Below are 21957 nucleotides of genomic sequence, written 5' to 3' on the forward strand. Positions count from 1 at the left end.
AAATAACATTATGAAAAATACTTATTAGCTTCAAAAATGCAGGTTTAATAGCTGTATTTTTGTGGTTTGTAATAATGGGGAAATCTAAAAGAATTATACAAATTGCAAGCGAAGGTAAAATCGCAGACCACCGTATTGGTGATCGACGATGAAAAAAAATTAGCGGCATTGATCACCCGCATTCTCGAACTGGAAGGGTTTAAAGTTTTTCAGGCTCATAACGGAAAGGACGGCCTGAAGTTGATCGGTACCGAAGACATACACGTGGTTATCAGTGATGTGAAACTACCGGATGTGAGTGGTATTGATCTGGTCAGGCAAATCAAGGAAAAGAAGCCTTACGTTGAGGTAATCAATCTAACCGCTTACGGGACGATCAGTGATGGCGTCAGAGCCATTAAAAATGGTGGGTTTGATTACATCACTAAAGGTGATGACAATGATAAGATTATTCCCCTGGTATTTAAAGCAGCTGAAAAATCGAAATTGCAGATGCGTGTCATGAATATGGAAGCCAAGCTGACGGAACGTTACAGCTTCGATAATATTCTGGGCAGATCAAAAACGATCCGCGAGTCGATCGAAATGGCAAAAAGAGTAGCTCCGACCGATACGACCGTTTTGTTGCTTGGTGAAACGGGTACAGGTAAAGAAGTTTTTGCAGGTGCAATTCATCAGGAAAGTCGCCGGCGTGACCGCCCTTTTGTTGCCGTTAACTGTAGTAGTTTTCCACCAGAACTGCTGGAAAGTGAGTTGTTCGGATATAAGGCAGGTGCATTTACAGGCGCTGCGAAAGATAAACGGGGGCTGTTTGAGGAAGCCAATCAGGGTACGATATTCTTGGACGAGGTTGGGGAAATGAGCCTTGACCTGCAGGCAAAATTGCTTCGGGTATTAGAGAACCGAACTTTTATCAAGATAGGGGACACGCAGACGACTAAAGTTAACGTCCGAATTTTGGCGGCAACCAACCGCGATATGCAGCAGGAAGCAGAGACCGGACATTTTCGCTTGGATCTTTATTACCGGCTGTCTGTATTTACCCTAACCTTACCTTCTTTAAATGAACGTGAGGGCGACGTTGAACTGATCGCCCGGCACTATCTGAAAGAGTTTGCGGCGAAAGTAAACAAGCGGGTTGAAGGATTTAGCCCGGGATTTATTAAAGCACTAAACACACATAACTGGAAAGGCAATATCCGGGAGCTTAAGAATACAATCGAGCGTGTTTTAATACTGGCGGATGAAAGCGTGATTGGTGAAGAATTATTGCCGGTCGATTTCAGGCACCATACGACCTGGTCAAAATCACTTGACCTGGAAACCGTGGAAAAACAACACATTCTAAAGGTACTGACCCACGTCCGTGGCAATAAGACAGAAGCAGCGCGTCTGCTGAACATCGGGTTGACAACCTTATACCGGAAGCTTGATCAATATAAGCTGAATTAATACGGTTACCCTTCTCTTATGAAAAAAACCCTTCCATAATGGAAGGGTTTTTTTGTATATAAACACGGTGTTTTATTTTAATTAACTGTATTTCAATAAGTTATAGTTAGATTTTGTTGGTGGCACCTCAATTGAGCATAGCTTATCAATTAAATATATAAGCTATGATTACCTTATTACCACTTCTGGCCATACTCGTTTGTATGTGGCTGTTTTACAAATCCATTGACTGGTTCGAAAAAATCTAAAAAACATGATCGCATTATTCATTATCTCCATTGCAGTTTTCATTTACATGATTTATGTACTGCTAAAACCCGAAAAATTTTAACTAAAGAAAAATGAACTCAGAAATTTTAGGCGTAGTCGCCTCCTTTTTGATCACCCTGCTCATCGCGATTCCGCTGGGCAGGTACCTGGCCAAGATGTTCGCAGGCGAGCGTGTTTGGACAGATTTTTTGAAACCGCTTGAAAATGGCATTTTTAAACTCGCCGGTATCCGTCAGAACGACCCGATGGATTGGAAAGAGTTTCTGAAAGCTATGCTGACTATTAACCTGGTTTGGCTGGTGTACGGATTCTTTGTATTGATCTACCAGGATAAATTACCGTTAAATCCTGACGGAAATCCAGGTATGACACCAGATCTTGCTTTTAACACTATTATTAGCTTTGTAGTGAACTGTAACCTGCAACATTACTCTGGTGAATCCGGTGTTACGTATCTTGTACAGCATTTCATATTCATGTTTCTTCACTTTACCAGTGCAGCCACTGGTATAGCGTGTGCTGTTGCATTATTTAAAGCATTCCGTGATAAGACCTCGAATGATGTAGGTAACTTTTGGGAATATTTTGTAAAAGCAATCACCCGCCTGTTGTTACCATTATCTTTTGTTGTTGCGCTTATTCTTACTTTTAATGGCACGCCTGCCAGCTACAAAGGCAAAGACCAGTTTATCTCCATGCAAGGGGATACGCTCAATGTATCGCGCGGGCCTGCTGCACAAATGATCGCGATCAAACACTTAGGTACCAACGGTGGTGGCTGGTTTGGCGTTAACTCTGCACATCCCTTAGAGAATCCTAACTACCTGACCAATATGGTAGAGATCGTTTCTCAATTTATTATACCGGTAGCCATGATCCTGGCATTTGGATTCTTTATTCGACGTAAAAAGCTTGGCTGGGTTATTTTCGGCGTTATGATGGTCGGCGTATTTATGTTGATGCTCCCGTCAATAAGCAGTGAGCTGGGCGGCAACCCAAACATTGCCAAAATGGGTGTAACACAGGCAACTGGCGCAATGGAAGGCAAGGAGGTTCGTTTTGGTCCTGCAGCTACTGCTTACTGGAGCACTCTAACTACAGTAACATCAACAGGTTCCGTAAATGGAATGCATGATAGTACCATGCCTTTGACCGGTGCATGGCAACTTTTGGCCATGATGATCAACGGTTTCTTCGGCGGTTGCGGTGTTGGTTTGCTTAACTACTTTATCTATCTCATCATAGCGGTGTTCATCTCCGGTTTGATGGTAGGTCGTACACCTGAGTTTTTGGGTCACAAAGTGGAAGCACGCGAAGTAAAGATCGCCGCATTGATCACTTTATTAAGCCCGTTCTTAATTATGGCAGGTACTGCACTGGCCAGTTATGTGTTTGTTGCACATGGCAACGCAGATTGGGCTGTTAAGCCATCCGCATGGTTGAATAACCCCGGTTATCACGGCTTTTCAGAGATGCTGTACGAATATACATCGGCTAACGCCAATAATGGTTCAGGTTTCGAAGGATTAGGTGATAACAATATCTGGTGGAATGTAACAACTGGTTTTGTATTGATTTTGGGCAGGTTCCTGCCGATCATCGGTCCGGTAGCCATAGCCGGAATGCTGGCTAAGAAAAAGTTCATACCAGAATCTGCCGGTACGCTCAAAACCGACACCGTAACATTCGGTCTGATGACGTTCGCCGTTATCCTTGTCCTTAACGCATTATCCTATTTCCCTGCACTGGCCCTGGGCCCAATCGCAGAGTACTTTTCAATGCCTAAGTAATTAAACACATGAAATCTCAATCTAATAAATTATTTGAACCGGCCTTAGTGCAAACTGCATTAAAAGAATCGTTCATCAAACTGAACCCGACGGTAATGTTGCGTAACCCGGTGATGTTTACTGTGGAAGTGGGTACCGTTATTATGGCCTATATGACTTTTTATAGTCTTACACACACCGGCCAGGGTTCTTTTGCTTATAACTTAGTCATTTTTATTGTCTTGCTGCTTACCCTTTTGTTTGCCAACTTTGCCGAGGCCATCGCCGAAGCGCGTGGTAAAGCACAGGCCGACAGTTTGCGTAAAACACGCGAGGAAACACCGGCAAATATATTAATGCCCGATGGTTCCATTGTACAAAAATCATCCAACGAACTTAGAAAGGGTGACTTTTTCGTTTGCGAGGCCGGAGATACGATCCCCACAGACGGAGAAATCATTGAAGGTTTGGCCACAATAGATGAATCGGCCATTACCGGCGAGTCAGCCCCGGTTATCCGTGAATCAGGCGGTGATAAGTCATCTGTTACAGGAGGTACTAAAGTATTATCCGATAGAATTAAGGTGGTGGTAAGCACAGAGCCTGGCGAAAGCTTTTTGGATAAGATGATAGCCTTGGTAGAAGGTGCATCAAGGCAAAAAACGCCTAACGAGATCGCCTTAACCATCCTGCTGGCCAGTTTTACGATAATCTTTATTATTGTTTGCATTACGTTAAAGCCGTTCGCTAATTATGCCAACACACCTATCACCATTGCGGCACTTATTTCCCTGTTCGTTTGCCTGATACCAACTACGATAGGCGGTTTACTTTCGGCAATTGGTATTGCAGGAATGGACAGGGCTTTGAGGGCCAATGTGATCACCAAATCAGGTAAAGCGGTGGAAACTGCCGGTGATATTGACGTATTGCTACTGGATAAGACCGGTACAATCACCATCGGTAACCGCAAGGCCACACACTTTTGGCCTGCGATTGATGTGGCACCAGATGACTTGATTAAAGCTGCTGTTCTTTCTTCCTTGGCGGACGAGACACCTGAAGGTAAATCGATCATCGAACTGGCTTCACACAATAAATCAAATTTTTCATTAAAAGCGCCGGAGGGGTCAGAATTTATAAAGTTTACCGCGGAAACCCGTTCAAGCGGGATTAATACGCCGGACGGAATGGAGATCAGAAAAGGTGCTTTCGATTCTATGCGCAATCTCGCTCATAAGTCAGACAAACGTGTGCCAAACGATGTAGAAGAGCGTGTTAAGGCAATTTCCTCTAATGGCGGAACACCCTTAGTGGTAGCACAGAATGGCCAGGTATTGGGTACAATAGAGTTACAGGATATCATCAAGCCAGGTATTGCCGAGCGCTTTGAGCGCCTGCGTAAAATGGGTATCAAAACGGTAATGGTAACTGGAGATAACCCGCTTACAGCGAAATTTATTGCGCAGAAAGCAGGTGTAGATGATTTTATCGCTGAGGCTAAGCCTGAGGACAAAATGAACTACATCAAGCATGAGCAGGCCGAAGGCCGTTTAGTGGCCATGATGGGAGACGGTACGAATGATGCACCGGCATTAGCCCAGGCCGATGTTGGCGTGGCGATGAACAGTGGTACCCAGGCGGCAAAAGAAGCCGGTAACATGGTGGATCTAGATAATGACCCAACCAAACTGATCGAAATTGTAGAGATCGGTAAACAACTGCTGATCACCCGCGGTACATTGACCACTTTCTCAATTTCAAATGATGTGGCCAAATACTTTGCTATTGTGCCGGCATTGTTTATCGCTTCCATTCCTGCATTGCAGAGCATTAACATTATGCGCTTGCATAGCCCCGAAACTGCCATACTCTCCGCAGTAATCTTTAACGCGATCATCATCCCGTTATTGATCCCACTGGCATTGAAAGGGGTAGAATATAAACCGATAGGCGCAAGTGCGCTGTTACGCCGGAACCTGTTAATCTATGGTTTAGGCGGAGTTGTTGCCCCGTTCATCGGCATTAAGCTGATCGATGTGGTCATTGCCTTATTTATGTAATTGAAAAAGTTAAATATCATGAAAAAATATATCATACAATCCATTCGCCTAACTGTTACATTGAGCGTGTTACTTTGCGTTGTTTACCCATTGCTGGTAGCCTTTGTCGGCAAATTGTCTGATGGGAAAGGAAATGGCGAAACCATATTACTGAACGGAAAAGTTGTAGGTTATGCCAATATCGGTCAGAAGTTCGATCAGCCACAATACTTTTGGGGCAGGCCCTCAGCCGTTGATTACAATGCGGCCGGATCTGCCGGATCGAATAAAGGCCCCACCAATCCGGATTATCTGAAACAGGTAAGTGACCGCGTGGACACCCTGCTGAAATATCACTCTTATTTGAAAAGAAGTGATATTCCCTCTGATATGGTAACCGCATCAGGAAGTGGTCTTGACCCGGATATTTCCGCGGCCGGTGCTGCAATTCAAGTTCGCCGTGTGGCGCAAAATCGCGGGTTAGCCATTGAACGGGTTAACAAGCTGGTTGAGGAACACACGGAAAAACCTTTAGCAGGTATGTTTGGCCCAGGAAAGGTGAACGTTCTTAAATTAAATGTAGCGCTCGACGAACTGAAAAAATAACACCCTATATCTATCTACATCTCCCAGGTGCGACGGTTTTACCGTCGCACTTACTAATATGTTTAACCAAATGAAAAAAATTCTGTTGGGTGCTGCCCTTATTGGCTGTGCTTTGGCTACTCAAGCGCAGGACACCGTTAAAAAGGCAAGTAATTTGACCATAACCGGTTATGCAGAATTGTACTACGGATTCGACTTCAATCGTCCGGTTGATAATAACCGTCCCGGCTTTGTTTATTCTCATAACCGCCACAATGAAGTGAACCTGAACTTGGGTTTCATTAAGGCTAACTATGATAACGGAACCGTTCGGGCAAATCTGGCCCTGATGGCAGGTACTTATGCTAATGCAAACCTTGCTGCCGAACAAGGCGTATTAAAAAACGTTTTTGAAGCCAACGCTGGCTTTAAGTTATCAAAAACAGCAAATTTGTGGTTTGATGGAGGTATTTTTGCTTCGCATATTGGTTTCGAAAGCGCAATATCTAAAGACTGTTGGGTACTTACCCGTAATATTTCGTCTGAAAATACGCCATACTACGAATCAGGTGCAAAGCTGACCTATACAACTAATGATGGTAAGTTAACGCTTACCGGTTTATATTTGAACGGCTGGCAACGGATCAACCGCCAGAAAGGTAACAGTAAACCTGCGGGAGGCCTACAAGTTTACTATAAGCCAACAGACAAAATTACGCTGAATTACAGTAACTATTTAGGCACCGAGGGCGCAGATACCGTACGGGTACGTCGTTTCTATCATAACTTTTATGGAATATTCCAAATAACTAATGCTTTCGGGTTAACAGCTGGTTTTGATTACGGTACACAACAGCAGGCAAAAGGCAGTGATGAAACCAACCACATCATTTCTCCCGTCGCTATTGCACGTTACCAATTTGCAGGCAAATGGGCGGTTGCCGGCCGGGTTGAATATTACCAGGATAAAAACGGAGCGATCATCGCCACCAAAACACCTAACGGCTTCAAGACAACCGGATATTCCTTAAACCTTGATTATGCACCGATAAATAATGCGCTGATCAGGTTAGAGGGAAAGGTTTATGACAGCAAGGATGACATATTTGTTAAACAGGGAAGCATGGTCAACACAAATCCGCTCATTACAGCAAGTTTTGCGGTTTCGTTTTAAATATGAAGTTATAATACAAGGGCGGGTGTTAACGTGCCCTTGTATTCATTAAGTTATTGGGAACACCAATTATGCCAGAGGAAGAACACAAGGACGGATCGGTAAAGGACTTCATTGAGCTGGTTAAACGCTCCAGGCGTGGTAAGCTTAAGGTTTATATCGGTATGAGCGCAGGTGTGGGTAAAACCTACCGGATGCTACAGGAAGCGCACGCGCTGCTAAAAAACGGGATCGATATGCAGATCGGCTATATTGAAACGCATATGCGTGCGGAAACCCAAGCCTTGCTGGCCGGTCTTCCGGTTATAGCGCGCCGAAAAACCTTTTATAAAGGTAAAGAACTGGAAGAACTGGATGTGCAGACGGTGATCAACCGCCACCCGGAAGTAGTGATCGTGGATGAGCTGGCGCATACCAATATTGAAGGCAGTAAAAATTCAAAGAGATGGCAGGATGTGATGGATATCCTTGACGCTGGGATCAGTGTCATTACCGCGGTCAATATCCAGCATTTGGAAAGTCTGAATGAAGACATTGAAGAGATCACGGGAATCCCGATCACTGAACGTATTCCTGACAAGATACTGGAGATCGCTGACGAGATCGTGAATATCGACCTGACGGCCGATGAGTTGATCGAACGTCTGAAAGCAGGAAAGATCTATGAAAAGGCAAAAATAGAACGGGCGCTAAACAATTTTTTTCGCAACGAAAAAATCCTTCAACTGCGTGAACTGGCACTGAAGGAGGTAGCTCACCACCTGGAACGCAAGATTGATATTGAAGTACCCAGGCAGATCAAACTCCGGCCCGAAAAATTCCTTGCCTGTATATCTTCGAACGCAGAAACAGCAAAGGTGGTAATCCGGAAGACCGCAAGGCTTGCTTCTTATTACCGTTCTCCCTGGATCGTGCTTTACGTGCAAAGCAGCAGTGAAAGCATGGACAGGATCAAGTTAGACAAACAGCGCTTTCTGATCAACAATTTCAAACTCGCCACTGAGTTAGGTGCTGAGGTACTTAAAATGAAAAGCGATCAGGTTACCCAAACCATTATGCAAGTGGCGCGTGAAAGAGAGATCACCACTATATGCATCGGTAAACCACATTTAAGCCTTTTCCAGGTAATCATCAAAACCGCCATTTTTAACGAATTGCTCAAAAACTTATCCTCTACAGAAACTGACTTAGTTATATTGTCATGAAAATAAAAACCAAACTCCGCTTAGGATTCGGATTCCTTTTTGTTGTTGTCCTATTATTTGGCGGCATATCCCTTTATTATATCCAGCAAATATCGGGAAGTTCAAAAGTTATCCTGAAGGACAATTACGAGACCCTGAATTATACGCGTGTTATGCGTACGATATTAGATGACAACGACCTTCCATTGAGCCCTGATGCGCTTGCAAAATTTGAAAGACAACTGGTTAAAGAAGAAAGTAATATCACCGAAAAAGGTGAAATGGAAGCAGTAGCCAACCTGCGGAAAGCTTTCGAGCAATTAAAACTACCGGCGTTGGGTATTGGAGATCAACGCCTGTTGGAACGCAAGATCCGGCTGCACCTGCGTGAGATAGAAGGCCTGAACATGAAGGCTATTGTTCGTAAACACGAACGGGCGAACAGTGCAGTAAATAATGCAACGCTGATTCTGGGTTTTGCGGCAACATTTACTTTTTTAGTCTTATTCAGCTTTAGTGTCAACTTTCCAGGCTTTATTGCTAATCCCCTCAAAGGCCTGCTCGAAGGGATACAGGAGATCAGTCAGCGTAACTATAACAAGCGGCTGAACTTTCAACAGAACGATGAATTTGGCCATGTGGCATCGGCATTCAATTCAATGGCTGGGCGATTGAATGAGTGGGAAAACAGCAATCTGGCCACTGTTTTGTCTGAAAAGCGACGTATCGAGGCGATCATTGAACAGATGCAGGATGCGATCATCGGTGTGGATGCAGACGGTGAAATTCTGTTCATGAACGATGCTGCGCGAAAAACATTAAGTATCACACAAGAAAAAGTGATTGGAACAAAGGCAGATAACATTGCAAAAAGTAATGACCTGTTCCGTTCTATACTTGACAAGGATCAAAATATATTAAAGCCTTTCAAGATCGTACTTGACGGCAGGGAATCTTATTTTGAATTGCAGACCAGGGATATATCGGTGCCTAATCTGGAGAACCAGCAAGGTGCGATCCGCACGGCCGCCAAGTCGGCAGGGAAGGTTTATATCTTAACGAATATAACCACATTCAAGGAAAGAGATGAAGCGAAGACCAATTTTATTGCAACCATTTCTCACGAATTGAAAACCCCGATCTCTTCCATAAGGTTAAGTTTGAAACTACTGAATGACCAGCGCGTAGGTTCTATCAATCCCGAACAGCGGCAACTGGTAGACCACATCAGTGAGGATGCCAGCAGGTTATTAAAGATTACCAGTGAGCTATTAGAACTTTCGCAGGTGGAGACCGGCAATATCCAGCTTAACTACATACCTGCCGAACCTGAGCAGATCGTTAAATATGCCGTTGATTCCGTTAAGTTCCAGGCGGAACAAAAAGAAGTAAAACTGGAAGTAATCACGGCTCCCGGTATTCCAAAGGTTCAGGTGGACGTGGAGAAAACCGCCTGGGTATTGGTCAATTTCCTTTCCAATGCCTTGCGTTACAGTTCCGAAAAGTCAAAGGTCGTTATTCAACTGGCCAGGCGCGGGGCATTTGTCGAGTTTTCGGTGAAAGATTTTGGTAAGGGAATAGATGAGCAGTTTCAAAAACGATTATTTGATCGATATTTCCAGGTTCCAACAGATGGCCAGAACAAATCCGGTTCCGGGTTAGGGCTGGCTATCTCAAAAGATTTTATAGAGGTGCAACAAGGTAAGATAGGTGTGGAAAGTGCATTGGGGGAAGGAAGCCGGTTTTACTTCCAATTACCTGCATCAGAGGCATAAGTATTATGGATGTAAAAGATCTGTTTGAAGAGAACGACAGGATAAGGCTCGATTCTGATGAAAAACTGGAAGTTTATATGGAAGCTTACTATGACCGTTTTCATAATTTGTTGTTATGGGGCTAATGTGGCTATTCTCGTTAATATTGTGATGATCATCGTCAGTACAATTAATCTTTATAAAGCTAATGGCCCGACCGCGCTTACGTTTCTTAAAGTGATTTTGCCTTAATCTTTGGTGCCTTTGCCGGATTTTTTAGTTTGGCAACGGAGAGCGGGTATTACATTGGAGCCGCCCGAACAGGGCCGCATCAAGGCCTTACTGCAATATAAAGCGGGAGTTATGGAAAAGCAAATCGGATTATTTATGGGTTGTGCTACAGCTTAAACCTTTATTTTAACAGCGGGCTATGCCTTTTACGCAACAACGAAATTGGTGCCCGTTCAAAAGGTCATTGATGTTAACCCGCCTGTGAGGCCCTCGTCATGTACTTGATGGGCTCCTGCTTGCTATATCAATCCTTTAGCCGTCGCCAAAAAATTTTGACGGGGCTTAAAGCAGTGGAGGAGGAGTGATCTGCATATAACGGATCACAAGCGTTTTAAATTTAAAGGTGGGCGATTAGTAAAGACAAGCGGATATTTTTCCAAGACAACATTACTGGTGTCCAATCCATAGTTTACGTCGTCAGATACGCCGATTCCCTTCAGATTGTAGTAGCTTTTGATCAGCAATGCCTTCCAGAAAGGCAGATCATTGTCAAAAGACAGGTAAGAGTTGATGATAACGAATTTATAGTCACCAATTTCATTTGCGGCAAATTGCATAATCGGCGTTTTGTCCAGTTGTAGTTCGCCGTTGGCAATCAACTCCTTGGCAATCATCCTAAAGAATAGGTCCACCCTTGGTTGAACCCGAAAGCCAAGCTTAAGGTTGACATGATAGACATCATTTGCTGACAATGAGGTAACTGAATACTCTAGCGTATAAGGTTCATCGGCTATATGTACATGGAAAAACCAATAGACATCTGCCTTTTTAATCGGATTGGCAAATATAGACCTGATGGTCTTGTCTTCAACTTCGCCCGGGCCACTTGAAGAAGTCAGGTAGATCAGATTGGTCGCATAACTGCTGATTTGTTCCTGATGACTGAGTTCCACTAATTTATCAAGATCGCCATTCTTGAGGAGACGGAAAGAGACCATGCCTTTTTGCTGTAACCTTCCGCTCCGCCATACCAGCATTATTCCGGTCAGTAAAGCGCCAACAACCAGCATAATCCAGCCGCCTTCCTTGATCTTTTGCAAATTGGCAATCAGGAAAGAAAACTCGACCGAAAGAAAAATCACAGCGACCAAAGCGACCATCACCATAGGGCGACGTTTTGCACGAAGCCAAAGCGCGATCAGAACAGTGGTCGTCAACATGGTCAAAGTAACGGATAGTCCAAAAGCAGCTTCCATCTTGCTCGACTCTTTAAAGTAAAGCACCATTCCGATACAACATACCATCAATGCCCAGTTGAAGAATGGAATGTACAATTGTCCACGGATCGTTCCCGGGAATATAATGCGGTGTCTTGGCCAAAAACCTAAATGGATCGCTTCGTTTGCCAAGGTAAAACAACCGGTAATTAACGCTTGGCTGGCAATGATGGTGGCGAGTGTAGCCAGTATCACCGCAGGCAGATAAATAGCATGAGGAACGATGTTGTAGAACGGGCTCAGGTCATTAGCGCGTCCCGCAGATAGAAGCCATGCGGTCTGACCAGCGTAACATAGGATTAGTGCAACTTTAATATAGACCCAACTTACCCTGATGTTGTTCCTGCCAACATGGCCCATATCACTATACATCGCTTCTGCACCGGTTGTACAAAGGAATACACCACCAAGCAGCCAAAACCCTTTCGGGTAATGAACCAGAAGCTGGTAGGCATACGCCGGATTCAGCGCTTTTAAAACTGCCGGATTATTGTAAAGAGCGAGGATGCCAATGATACCGATGAATGTAAACCAAACGACCATGACCGGCCCGAAAAATTTACCGATTTGCTGCGTGCCGAATTGCTGGATCGCAAAAAGACCGATGATAATGGCAATGACGATAGGAACAGTATTGATCCCCGGATAGATAGCCCGCATCCCTTCAACAGCCGATGCTACGGAGATCGGTGGTGTAATAATGCCATCAGCAACCAGGAATGAACCGCCGATAATGGCAAGTACGATCAGCCATTTAGCATAGTAACGCTTGATCAGCGCGAACAGCGAGAATATTCCGCCTTCACCCTTATTATCCGCTTGCAAGGTTATAACCACATATTTTAAGGTAGTCTGCAGCGAAAGCGTCCAAATCACGCAGCTTAAAACCCCTATGGCTTTAATCTCATTGATGACCTCGCCCGGATGGAACAATGCATTGTAAGTATATAATGGCGAAGTACCAATATCGCCAAAGACAATACCAATAGCGATCAGCATTCCGGCCGCTTTGATTTTTTGATGAAACACTTGAGAATTGGTCTGTACATCCATGTATAAAAACTTGAACCGATTGAACCCAAATGTAAGCCTAAAGTTCAGCAAAATCACGATCAGTTCATATTGAAAAAAAGCCTTTCAAAATAGCAGACTGTTTTCGGAACAATTAGAACTGAAAAAATGTAAGTCGCTGTCCGTCAGTGTTAAAGTTACTTTAGGCAAGGTTCTTAATATTGCAAATACAATACTGTGTATAGCTCCTTAAAATAAAAGCCCAGTATTGTATGCTCTTGGCTGGATTTCAGCCAATTCAGGCAGCCCGGGCAAGGGTTTTGATAAGAAAGTGTCACTACAAACCATAACAACAGCCTTTCAGTTGATGGGCTCTCCTTTTTTGGCTAAAGTACAGCTTAGACATAACAACTGAAAGTTTTCAACCCAAAGTTTCGATTCTAATTATCAAGAACATAAGTTATCGTTGCATAATCTAAAATAAATTGTTTGATTAGTATCAATCACTGATAACTGTATTGTGGGTAAAACAGTGAGTAGTTACAGAAAGTATTTATCGACTAATTGATACATTAGTTATTTGCGGAAAGGATTAATCTTTCTGCCATCCCGATTACGCTAATTAAAAGCTTGTAAGAAATTACAGGCTTTTTTTGTTCAGCAGTCTGCATAGTTGCAGTTCATTTGATTTTTTGCAAACCGGCCACATGCAAATTCAGTTTACGCTTTAATGAAATCCATTCTCTTTTTCGGCGATAGCCTGACCGCCGGTTATGGCCTGCGCAACGCTACCGAAGAATCGTTTCCGGCACTGATACAGCAGAAAGTTAATGCAGCGCAGTTAAAATACAAAGTGGTAAATGCCGGCGTAAGCGGAGATACCACTACCGGCGGTTTAAACCGTATTGATTACTGGCTGAGCCAGCCGGTGGATGTGTTTATACTGGAGTTGGGCGCCAATGATATTCTGCGCGGTATCCCGCCGCAAAATACAGCTAAAAATTTGCAGGCCATTGTAGATAAGGTCAAATCCAGGTACCCGGCGGTAAAGCTGGCCCTGATGGGCATGGAACTGCCGGCGTTTATACCGGGACAATTGGTGGCAAACTTCAGGGCCATTTTCAGGCAGGTAGCCGAAACTAATCAAATGGCTTTTGTGCCGTTCTTTTTACAGGGGGTGGCCGGCCAGTTACATTTGAATCTGCCAGATCGTGTGCACCCTACGGCCGGGGGGTATAAGATCATCGCCGATACCGTTTGGCCGGTGATTAAGCCACTGCTTAAGGATTAAAATAAAAGCAGTAGTAAAGCAACGCTAAATGCAGCGATCAGGGTGCTCATAAAGTTAACTTGGTTGTTGCCGAGTGTGCCTTTTCGCTCCAGCGTTGCGCCCAGTACGGAGTCGGCATAGTTGCCGATGCAACCTGCCAGGGTAAGGATGATTATATCTGTAAACGGCAGGCGGTATCCAATAACGGTGATTGCCCCTAATATGGTAGCACCTGCGGCGCCCAGTAATAAGCCCTCAACGCTGATTACACCGTCCAGCCCCTTGATATCGGGCTTAAGCGTAAGGCAATTGTAGAAGCGTTTACTGTATACCACACCCAGTTCTGAGGCTAAGGTATCTGCCGTTGCCGAAGCCAGGCTACCGGCCAGCATAAGGTGGAATAACAAAGCATGGGAAGGGAGCAGCAGCGCCAGCAATGCGAACAACGCAGCCACACCGGCATTGGCCAGCACCTGGCCGGGGGTACGTGCCTCGGCCGAATCCTGCACCGAGCCGATATGTTTATCCTTGCTGTGCCACTTGCTGGCCAGTATGCCCAGCGCAAAAAAGGCGCTCAATAGCAAAGCGCCGGTAACACCGGCACCCAAATAAATCACTACCGCTACAGCAAAACCGGTAAGGCCACCGGCAGGGGTAAGTTTGCCTTTAATTACACTGGCAACAGCTATAGCAGCAAGTAGTATAATGATAATGAGGGATAGCATTCTGTTCCAAAGTTACATGCAACTGATGAGATAAGCGCCTGCTGATTTAAAATGAATTTTTGAGACACTTTTAAGCGCCGTTTTGTCCCAAAAGTGTCCCCGGTTTATGCTGATATTGTGTGATTACGTAGCAGAAATGAAGTTTTGGAGTACTGTCCCATCGTGAGACAAGTGGGACACTTTTGTAATATGATGTTATATTCTGTATAGCACTGCTGTAGTTAATACTAACTTAAATGGCCAGCTTGTAAATCTGTATTATAACGGTTGGTGATAACACCATAAGTGTTCAGATATAAAAAATGCGGTCATGCTGAACTTGTTTCACTGTTGTCCGGGGAAAGTTTGAAGTGGCACAAGAAAGGAGGTTTGGAGCTTAACAGGCCGCATTTAAGTTTGGAAACCGAAAGCCAAGCCCCCCAATTTGAGTTTACGGTTATGATTGCTGGCACCCGCCGGGAGTTTATCAGGGGCGTTTAAAAAGTTAAACAGATGCAAATAGCTCATCAGGTGTAGCCGGATGATAGAACTAAGGTTGGAAAAAGACCATTTCTTTTTCAGCTGCACCTGAACAACTTTAAGTAGCAGGTCAGCAATGAAAGCACACCATATTTGAATCTTAATGGCATTTTCGTTGTCTCCGAGAAAGTATTTTAATGGAAAATTCTGCTTGATGCGCTTGAAAAGAACCTCGATCTGCCAGCGTTTCTTATAAAGTTCTGCTATCTGCCGGGCGGGGAGTGAAAAGTTGTTGGTCAGAAACTCAAACAATCTGCCTTTCTGCTGATCGAAAAAGGTAACTAGTCTGGCTTTAAGTTTGATCTTATGTTGCTGCGTGCGGGTTCCCAAGGTGATATCACTATCACTAAGTACCCCATACGATGTGTCTTTGCTGTCTAGCGGGTTCAATCCTGTTGTTACATAATGCGCGTCTTTCTTATTACGGGTTACAAAGAAAACGCCGCTATGGCTCATGCGTTCATACTGGGCATAGCTCACATATCCTTTGTCAAAAACAAGGAAAGAGCCGGCCGCCAGGTGAATATCCCGCAAAAAGGTAACATCATTGTCACGGGCCGCAGTGAAGCTGATCTGTACAGGCACATCTTCACTGGCATTCATCAGGGTGTGTACCTTTATCCCTCCTTTGCGCTTACCGTTTTTCCTGCCCATACTGGGCGCTTTTAAAATCTCTTGGAACAGGGTGATGGTAGAGGAATCTGCTATGAAAAGTTCGGGGCTCTTCATTCGGCTGTCCGGTAAAAGTGTGCGGTGGCGCTTATAAAGGTGCTGGTAGATCTGTTCAAATGCTGCAAAGGAACGCCTCATGTTGGCATCGCACAAAGTACTCCTTCCAGGTGTTTTGCTAATGCCGGTATGTGCTAACTTGTGATAGCAGGCCTTCATCCCGCTGACCACCTCACGGCTGCTGGTGCACTTATTGAATACACAGTAAAGCATTGTAACCAGGTGGGTATAGGTGTCGAAATGCTTGTAATAGCGGTCATATCGGCCAGCCCGTGCCAAAGACCTGACCGCATTGCGGTCAAGCAATCCAAGCAACTGGGTGAATATCGGCTGTCCGGTAAAAAATGTACTTTTGCTCATGTTGATGATTTAAGTGTGGTAACTCAAATATATCAACATTAAAGGGCTGGTCTCATCACCAGCCCTTCCTTTTTTTCTGCTTTATGACCATTTCTGCGCTGTTTGTAAAACTTTCCCCGGACAACAGTGAACTTGTTTCAGCATCTCTCAGGACAAGTATACCGTTGCTCTGGACGCATAATTACCTTAATGTTTTCTCTGCCAGTGGGATGCTCAAACAAGTTCAGCATGACAAGGAGATGGCTATTTCGGCTAAAAAGATTCTTCCGAACACCTGTGGTGATAACACCAACCGCAGGTAAAAATTTTAACAAATAAACGGCGCACCTCACAGTGCGCCGTTTATCAAATTAAACAAACATCTAAACTACGCTGCCTTCACCTCATTCTCCTTTTGCAATTTCTTAAACATCTCTGTCCCAATCAGCGCATCTACCAAACCGTTACCGCCGTTCTGACTGCCGCCGTTTACCAGTATTTCGGGTACCAGTTTAACGCCATTGGCGGCTAAGGCTTCGGCTACGCGTACGATGGCGTATTGCTCGGTGCCCATGGCTTCGGTTTTTTGCTTGGTTACCTCGGCTTCGGCTAAACCTACTGCCTTTATCTTACCGGCCTCGGCGCTGCCGTTCACCTGGGTGGCTTCGGCATTGGCTTTGGCAATAATGGTTTGCGCTTCGGCATCTGCACGTGCATTGATGGTGCGGTTCTCGGCATCTGCCTTAGCATTAATGGTACGGGCTTCGGCATCACCTTTGGCGGCCGCTACCTTACCGGCAGCTGTTTGGGTGTTAATTTCTACCATACGGGTCGATTTTACAATCTCCGGCTGCATATCGGCACCGGCGCGGGCGCTTTCAAATTCTTTACGCTCAATCTGCGCATGGCGCTGTACTTCGTAGGTGTGGCGCTCCTCTTCAGCCAGCTTACGGTCGGTCATGGTTTTCATCAGGGCCTCGGGCGGCACAATGTCGCCAATCAGGGTATCTACACCCACCACATTATAATCAGCCAGTACCTGGCTGATGTGTGTTTTAGCATCATCCTGCCGTTGTGAGCGGTTGGTCAAGAAGCCGATCACATCACTTTTTTGCGCCGCATTGCGGAAGTAGTTGGCAATGGTAGGCTCCAGCACCTGCGATACCAGGTTCTTCATTTTACCAAAGCGGGCAATCACTTTCGGCGCCTCATTGCGCGGCACATGGATGATCTGCGATACATCCAGGTTAAACGTAAACCCGTCGAACGAGCGCACGCTGATGGTGTTCAGGTGCTTGTCCAGTTCGTGCGCTTCCATGCGGCTGTTGGCCCAGTTGAGCACAATGTTGGTGGTAGGTACCACTTCCACGCCGTGGGTATAAATATTTACGGGGTGCTTGCCGGGGTCTAAAGGCTCGTCCCAAACCCCTTTCTGGCCCTTGTGCACAATGTTGCCATGCTTGAAATTATCGCCGCTGGTATCGGTGCCTTCCGGCCCCACAAAGGAGTTCACCACACCCACATAGCCAATGGGGATGTGCATCATGTCTACCTGTTCTACCATCACAAACCAGGGGTTAAGGTAATAGGTACCGGCTAAAATTACATCTTCCTGCAAACCCTTCTTACCTCCGGCATGAATAAAGGCCATCGGGTCTTGAAAGTTGCGGTGCCCCATCACAGAGCCTCCGGCGATGTCGCCCTTTTCCAGCGGCTCGCCATCCAGCGTGGTGATGATGCCTACCTTGTTCTCGTTGATCTGCGTGATGGGCACCATCACAATATCAAACAAGAACGTATTGATACGATAACTGCCGGGGGTAAGAAAGGCCGCCTGCGGGCCTTTTTGCCCGTTACGCTCCAAAAATGCCTCCGCATCCTGAAATTTGTCGCATTCCACCGGGCGGCCTAGTACGCGGCCGGTATCTAACGGGGCGCCGTCTCTGGCCTTTACCAGTCCGAGTTTGTTTTGCTCGATGATGGTAAAGGCCTGTAAATTAATGCTGTACTGCCACGGCCACATGTGCCAGTACAAGCCCGGTGCCAGCGGCTTGGCCTGCATACCGGCCTCGCCTTTGGTGGCAATAATACGGCCATCGGGCAGGTGCCGGTCGGCCCCGTAAAGGGAGAACTTTTTGATCACCAACCCAATGCGGTCGTCGGGAATGATGACCATACCAAAGCATACGCGGAGTACAAATTTGTACATCAACAGGGCTGCCACCACAGGCAGCACCCATAACCAATTAAAAATTAAATCAGCCATTGTTTTAAGAAATGAATTGAATATTGTGTGTAAACGTGCGCCTTAAGGTGTGGCGACGCGGTGCTGCAACCCGGTATATTGTGGAACCTCAGCCGTAATTGCGATAGTAAGATGATGGGAGAGCGCGTTTGTTACAGGAAATATTTTATTTTTTTGCTGCTGTGTGCTTTGTTGTATTTATGCTGTTATTAATGTTCTTTTACTTTTTGCTTGAATAAAAAGTAACCAAACTTAGCGTAGCCATCTCATGAGCGATAGCGAATAACATCAAGGCAGAAAAAAATATTTCGCCCGCTTGTCCCACGCACGGCCCGCTATTTTTGCCGGACTCATCAGCGTTCAGAGAACTAAAAATTGCATTAAAGTTCACAACTAAAAGCTCTAAAAAGTGTAAACCCTGTGTTTTTTCAATGCGTTGATAGTCAATTGGTTGAATGGTATTTTTTTAAAAAAGTGTAAACTTTGGGTTTACACTTTTTTTATGCTGCCGGGCCAGCGCAACATGTGAAACGGCGATGAAAGGAGTGAAGGATTGAATGAGGGAAAATATTAGCTGATTAAGTATTTAAGTATCCAGCCCTACCTGCCCTTCCCCGGGAGGAGAGGGAGGTTTTTCTTGCACTAAAAAGAAACATACCGTAAATATCACCAGCCCGTTCATATCCGCCCAATGTGGCCTTGATTTTTTCGGCAACCACAGCATTAGCCTACGCACAGCCCCTTCAAAGAATAAGGTGCAGCCACAAGCTTTCTTTTTGATTCTATTTCTTTTGCGGAAAAAGAAAAAGAACATCCACTGGCTTCCTTCAAAGCATATCCCCGGCCTAATGAAAACTAATCCCAAATCAAAACCAAGGCCATCACAATTCATTCGCTATCCCTATATTTGGCGCTCAATAAGTTAAGCGAGCAGCGCCTGATGCACCGGCCTGTAAGTGGTTAATGTATATCGCGCAGAAATGAAAAGAGTTGTGATCACAGGGATGGGCGTAATTACGCCGGCCGGCAATACCCTCACTGATTTTTGGTACAATATTGTGAACGGCAACAGTGGGGCAGCGCCCATCACCCGCTTTAATACCGAACATTTTAAAACCAGGTTTGCAGCGCAGGTGCGCGACTTTAACCCGGCTGACTTTCTGGATAAAAACGAGATACGCCGCAGCGATCTGTACTCGCAATATGCGCTGGTAGCCGCCGGACAGGCCATTGCCGATTCGGGCTTCGATCTGAGCCAGCTGTCGCCGTTTGATGTAGGTGTAATTTTCGGCTCCGCACAGGGTGGCTTTCAAACATTTGAAGAACAGGTGATGGAGTACGCCGCTAACGACCGGCGTCCGCATTTCAACCCGTTCTTTATCCCCAAAACGCTGGTCAACATGGCTTCTGGCTTGATTTCCATTAAGTACGGTTATATGGGCATCAATTATACGCCCGTTACTGCCTGTGCCAGCGCCACTACGGCCATCATGGACGCCTATAATTACATCCGCTGGGGTAAGGCCAGGGTAATGATTGCCGGCGGTTCTGATGCGCCCGTAACAGAGGCCTCCATTGGCGGCTACAATGCGCTCAAGGCGCTCTCTACCCGTAACGACGATCCTAAAACTGCATCCCGGCCCTTTGATATTAGTCGCGACGGCTTTGTGATGGGTGAGGGGGCCGGTGCGCTGGTATTAGAGGATTACGACCATGCCATACAGCGCGGCGCTCATATCTATGCCGAAATAGCCGGTGCCGCCATGACGGCCGATGCCTACCACATGACGGCCACCCATCCCGAAGGGGCCGGTGCCATACAGGCCATGAAGTCGGCCCTGAATGATGCCGGTTTAAATACCGGTGATGTAAACTACCTGAACGCCCACGCTACCTCCACCCCGGTGGGCGATCTGAGCGAAACCAAGGCCATCAGCGCCGTTTTCGGCGGCAGTAAAAACCTGCATATCAGTTCCACCAAATCAACAACCGGGCATTTGCTGGGTGCTGCGGGCGCCATTGAGGCCATTACCGCCATTAAGGCCGTTCAGGAAAACATTATACCGCCCACCATCAATACGCAGGAGATTGACCCTGCGATACCAACCGATGTGCAGATTGTTACCCGGCAGGCCTTAGAGAAAACAGTAAACGTTTCCGTAAGCAATACCTTTGGTTTTGGCGGGCACAACGGCGTGGTGCTGTTCAAAAAGTTTGAAGCCTGATGTGCAGGCCAGCTACTATGTATATGATCCCTCGGGCAACGTACTGGCCATCTACAACAAGGCTGGCAGCAATGCCGCTGCCATAGCAGAGCTGCCGGTTTATGGCAGCGATAGAATAGGCACCTACTATGCCTCTGGCAACAACTATGTGTATGAGCTTAGGGACAATGTGGGCAGCGTACGGGTAGTGATTGCAAGGAACAAACGGGCAGACGGCAGTGTAGATGTATTGACGTATAGCGACTACTACCCCTTTGGCAGTATAGCAAGGAACGGGGGCAACGGCTACCGCTACGAGTACCAGGGGGCCTATGCCGAGAAAGACCCGGTGACCGGCTACAATAACTTTGACCTGCGCATGTATGATGGCAGAATCGGCCGCTGGCTGTCTGTCGATCCAATGGGTCAATATGACTCCCCTTATCTTGGCATGGGCAATAATCCAGTAACCGGAAGCGATCCTACAGGAGGTGAAACTGCTAGTCCAAATGATTGGTATAAAAATATTGCAACAGGAGCGTTTTTCTGGCGAGATGGGAATGCTTCGTCTGTAACTATTAATGGATTGAGGTATGATAATGTTGGTTCAACATTCGCCTTCACTGAAAAAGTAGGGAGTGACATCTTTGCTTATATTGGGGGACTTGACGGCAGTAGAACATTATTAAACTCTAATGAATACAATATGGTGAGATTTCCGGAATCCGGAGTTGGTTTTCAACGATACACAAATAACTCTAATGATTCATACATTTTAAATGGAGTGAAAGGTAAGTATGGAGACAACTGGTCAAATCCAAAAACCGCTGTCTCTTTTTATAATACAATACAAAACTTTCATCGTTTGGAACCAGGAGTCACTATTCATTATGGAGATATATCTGCTTATAATCCAAATATTAATCTTGGGCATAAAACCCATAATGCGGGTAATTCAATTGATATTCATTACTTTGATGAGACAGGAAAAGAACTTAGGGGGCCTTCCGTTTACAAAGATGGAGATGTTTGTTTGGTAAGTGAATTTATTGGAGTTGCAGTCCATAATGGTTTTACAAGGAATTATAGTTACGGCAGTAGATATACACACGTCGGAAATAATAACCAAAGTGCTCACAAAGATCATTTTCACATAGGCAGATAAAAAAGTAGATTT

The 21957-nt window shown here is 45.5% G+C and carries 17 protein-coding genes; 12 read left to right on the forward strand and 5 right to left on the reverse strand.

Annotated elements, in window-relative coordinates; genetic code table 11:
• The first annotated feature begins 135 nt into the window (after nucleotides 1–135).
• The 8 genes from ACY652_RS15825 to ACY652_RS15860 all read left to right on the forward strand — a co-directional run bounded on the left by ACY652_RS15825 (nucleotide 136) and on the right by ACY652_RS15860 (nucleotide 10251).
• Nucleotides 136–1452: a sigma-54-dependent transcriptional regulator gene (locus ACY652_RS15825; RefSeq protein WP_462265353.1), complete on the forward strand. Its 1317-nt coding sequence runs from the start codon at nucleotides 136–138 to the stop codon at nucleotides 1450–1452.
• A 253-nt stretch (nucleotides 1453–1705) separates the two neighbouring features.
• Nucleotides 1706–1783, forward strand: a complete 78-nt coding sequence (kdpF, locus tag ACY652_RS15830; RefSeq protein WP_157540818.1) for a K(+)-transporting ATPase subunit F — start codon at nucleotides 1706–1708, stop codon at nucleotides 1781–1783.
• 10 nt (nucleotides 1784–1793) lie between these two features.
• Nucleotides 1794–3512, forward strand: coding sequence for a potassium-transporting ATPase subunit KdpA (gene kdpA / locus ACY652_RS15835; protein ID WP_462265354.1), 1719 nt, complete (start codon nucleotides 1794–1796; stop codon nucleotides 3510–3512).
• A gap of 8 nt (nucleotides 3513–3520) precedes the next feature.
• Nucleotides 3521–5554, forward strand: a complete 2034-nt coding sequence (kdpB, locus tag ACY652_RS15840; RefSeq protein WP_462265355.1) for a potassium-transporting ATPase subunit KdpB — start codon at nucleotides 3521–3523, stop codon at nucleotides 5552–5554.
• Nucleotides 5555–5572: 18 nt separating this feature from the next.
• The gene (locus ACY652_RS15845; protein ID WP_462265356.1) at nucleotides 5573–6139 is read left to right on the forward strand and encodes a K(+)-transporting ATPase subunit C; all 567 of its coding nucleotides are present in this window, start codon (nucleotides 5573–5575) and stop codon (nucleotides 6137–6139) included.
• Between the two features lie 70 nt (nucleotides 6140–6209).
• The gene (locus ACY652_RS15850; protein WP_462265357.1) at nucleotides 6210–7292 is read left to right on the forward strand and encodes a porin; all 1083 of its coding nucleotides are present in this window, start codon (nucleotides 6210–6212) and stop codon (nucleotides 7290–7292) included.
• A 71-nt stretch (nucleotides 7293–7363) separates the two neighbouring features.
• Complete coding sequence (locus tag ACY652_RS15855; RefSeq protein ID WP_462265358.1) at nucleotides 7364–8497, forward strand: sensor protein KdpD; 1134 nt, start codon at nucleotides 7364–7366, stop codon at nucleotides 8495–8497.
• A complete protein-coding gene (locus ACY652_RS15860; RefSeq protein ID WP_462265359.1) occupies nucleotides 8494–10251 on the forward strand; it encodes a sensor histidine kinase in 1758 nt (585 codons plus the stop codon). Before ACY652_RS15855 ends, ACY652_RS15860 begins: the two co-directional genes overlap by 4 nt.
• Nucleotides 10252–10841: 590 nt before the next feature.
• Here the strand turns inward: ACY652_RS15860 and ACY652_RS15865 are convergent.
• Nucleotides 10842–12791 carry a KUP/HAK/KT family potassium transporter gene (locus tag ACY652_RS15865; RefSeq protein WP_462265360.1) on the reverse strand — a complete coding sequence of 650 codons (1950 nt, stop codon included), beginning with the start codon at nucleotides 12789–12791 and terminating at the stop codon, nucleotides 10842–10844.
• 688 nt (nucleotides 12792–13479) lie between these two features.
• On the opposite strand from ACY652_RS15865, the gene ACY652_RS15870 reads away from it, so the two are divergent.
• Nucleotides 13480–14040 (forward strand): arylesterase, encoded by a 561-nt coding sequence (locus ACY652_RS15870; protein WP_462265361.1) that lies wholly within the window; start codon nucleotides 13480–13482, stop codon nucleotides 14038–14040.
• Here ACY652_RS15870 and ACY652_RS15875 read toward each other — a convergent pair.
• On the reverse strand, nucleotides 14037–14744 hold the full coding sequence (locus ACY652_RS15875; protein WP_462265362.1) for a DUF92 domain-containing protein: 708 nt from the start codon (nucleotides 14742–14744) through the stop codon (nucleotides 14037–14039). The genes ACY652_RS15870 and ACY652_RS15875 overlap by 4 nt on opposite strands.
• A gap of 390 nt (nucleotides 14745–15134) precedes the next feature.
• Nucleotides 15135–16352, reverse strand: a complete 1218-nt coding sequence (locus ACY652_RS15880; RefSeq protein WP_462265363.1) for an IS4 family transposase — start codon at nucleotides 16350–16352, stop codon at nucleotides 15135–15137.
• Nucleotides 16353–16435: 83 nt separating this feature from the next.
• Between ACY652_RS15880 and ACY652_RS15885 the strand changes: the two genes are divergently transcribed.
• Nucleotides 16436–16654 carry a hypothetical protein gene (locus tag ACY652_RS15885; protein WP_462265364.1) on the forward strand — a complete coding sequence of 73 codons (219 nt, stop codon included), beginning with the start codon at nucleotides 16436–16438 and terminating at the stop codon, nucleotides 16652–16654.
• Nucleotides 16655–16719: 65 nt separating this feature from the next.
• Here the strand turns inward: ACY652_RS15885 and ACY652_RS15890 are convergent, their stop codons facing one another.
• Nucleotides 16720–18597: an SPFH domain-containing protein gene (locus ACY652_RS15890; protein ID WP_462265365.1), complete on the reverse strand. Its 1878-nt coding sequence runs from the start codon at nucleotides 18595–18597 to the stop codon at nucleotides 16720–16722.
• 565 nt (nucleotides 18598–19162) lie between these two features.
• Complete coding sequence (locus tag ACY652_RS15895) at nucleotides 19163–19468, reverse strand: hypothetical protein (protein WP_462265366.1); 306 nt, start codon at nucleotides 19466–19468, stop codon at nucleotides 19163–19165.
• Between the two features lie 88 nt (nucleotides 19469–19556).
• Here ACY652_RS15895 and fabF point away from each other — a divergent pair, with 88 nt between their 5' ends.
• Together fabF and ACY652_RS15905 are read left to right on the forward strand one after the other, a co-directional pair.
• A complete protein-coding gene (gene fabF / locus ACY652_RS15900) occupies nucleotides 19557–20801 on the forward strand; it encodes a beta-ketoacyl-ACP synthase II (protein ID WP_462265367.1) in 1245 nt (414 codons plus the stop codon).
• On the forward strand, nucleotides 20791–21945 hold the full coding sequence (locus ACY652_RS15905; protein ID WP_462265368.1) for an RHS repeat-associated core domain-containing protein: 1155 nt from the start codon (nucleotides 20791–20793) through the stop codon (nucleotides 21943–21945). Before fabF ends, ACY652_RS15905 begins: the two co-directional genes overlap by 11 nt.
• The last annotated feature ends 12 nt before the right edge of the window (nucleotides 21946–21957 follow it).

The sequence above is a fragment of the Mucilaginibacter sp. genome, assembly GCF_965200995.1.
GTDB lineage: Bacteria > Bacteroidota > Bacteroidia > Sphingobacteriales > Sphingobacteriaceae > Mucilaginibacter.

Coding starts and splice junctions, on each gene's coding strand:
- kdpF (WP_157540818.1), top strand. CDS start 1,706: ATGATCGCATTATTCATTATCTCCATTGCAGTTTTCATTTACATGATT.
- kdpA (WP_462265354.1), top strand. CDS start 1,794: ATGAACTCAGAAATTTTAGGCGTAGTCGCCTCCTTTTTGATCACCCTG.
- kdpB (WP_462265355.1), top strand. CDS start 3,521: ATGAAATCTCAATCTAATAAATTATTTGAACCGGCCTTAGTGCAAACT.
- ACY652_RS15845 (WP_462265356.1), top strand. CDS start 5,573: ATGAAAAAATATATCATACAATCCATTCGCCTAACTGTTACATTGAGC.
- ACY652_RS15850 (WP_462265357.1), top strand. CDS start 6,210: ATGAAAAAAATTCTGTTGGGTGCTGCCCTTATTGGCTGTGCTTTGGCT.
- ACY652_RS15855 (WP_462265358.1), top strand. CDS start 7,364: ATGCCAGAGGAAGAACACAAGGACGGATCGGTAAAGGACTTCATTGAG.
- ACY652_RS15860 (WP_462265359.1), top strand. CDS start 8,494: ATGAAAATAAAAACCAAACTCCGCTTAGGATTCGGATTCCTTTTTGTT.
- ACY652_RS15865 (WP_462265360.1), bottom strand. CDS start 12,791: ATGGATGTACAGACCAATTCTCAAGTGTTTCATCAAAAAATCAAAGCG.
- ACY652_RS15870 (WP_462265361.1), top strand. CDS start 13,480: ATGAAATCCATTCTCTTTTTCGGCGATAGCCTGACCGCCGGTTATGGC.
- ACY652_RS15875 (WP_462265362.1), bottom strand. CDS start 14,744: ATGCTATCCCTCATTATCATTATACTACTTGCTGCTATAGCTGTTGCC.
- ACY652_RS15880 (WP_462265363.1), bottom strand. CDS start 16,352: ATGAGCAAAAGTACATTTTTTACCGGACAGCCGATATTCACCCAGTTG.
- ACY652_RS15885 (WP_462265364.1), top strand. CDS start 16,436: ATGACCATTTCTGCGCTGTTTGTAAAACTTTCCCCGGACAACAGTGAA.
- ACY652_RS15890 (WP_462265365.1), bottom strand. CDS start 18,597: ATGGCTGATTTAATTTTTAATTGGTTATGGGTGCTGCCTGTGGTGGCA.
- ACY652_RS15895 (WP_462265366.1), bottom strand. CDS start 19,468: ATGAATTGTGATGGCCTTGGTTTTGATTTGGGATTAGTTTTCATTAGG.
- fabF (WP_462265367.1), top strand. CDS start 19,557: ATGAAAAGAGTTGTGATCACAGGGATGGGCGTAATTACGCCGGCCGGC.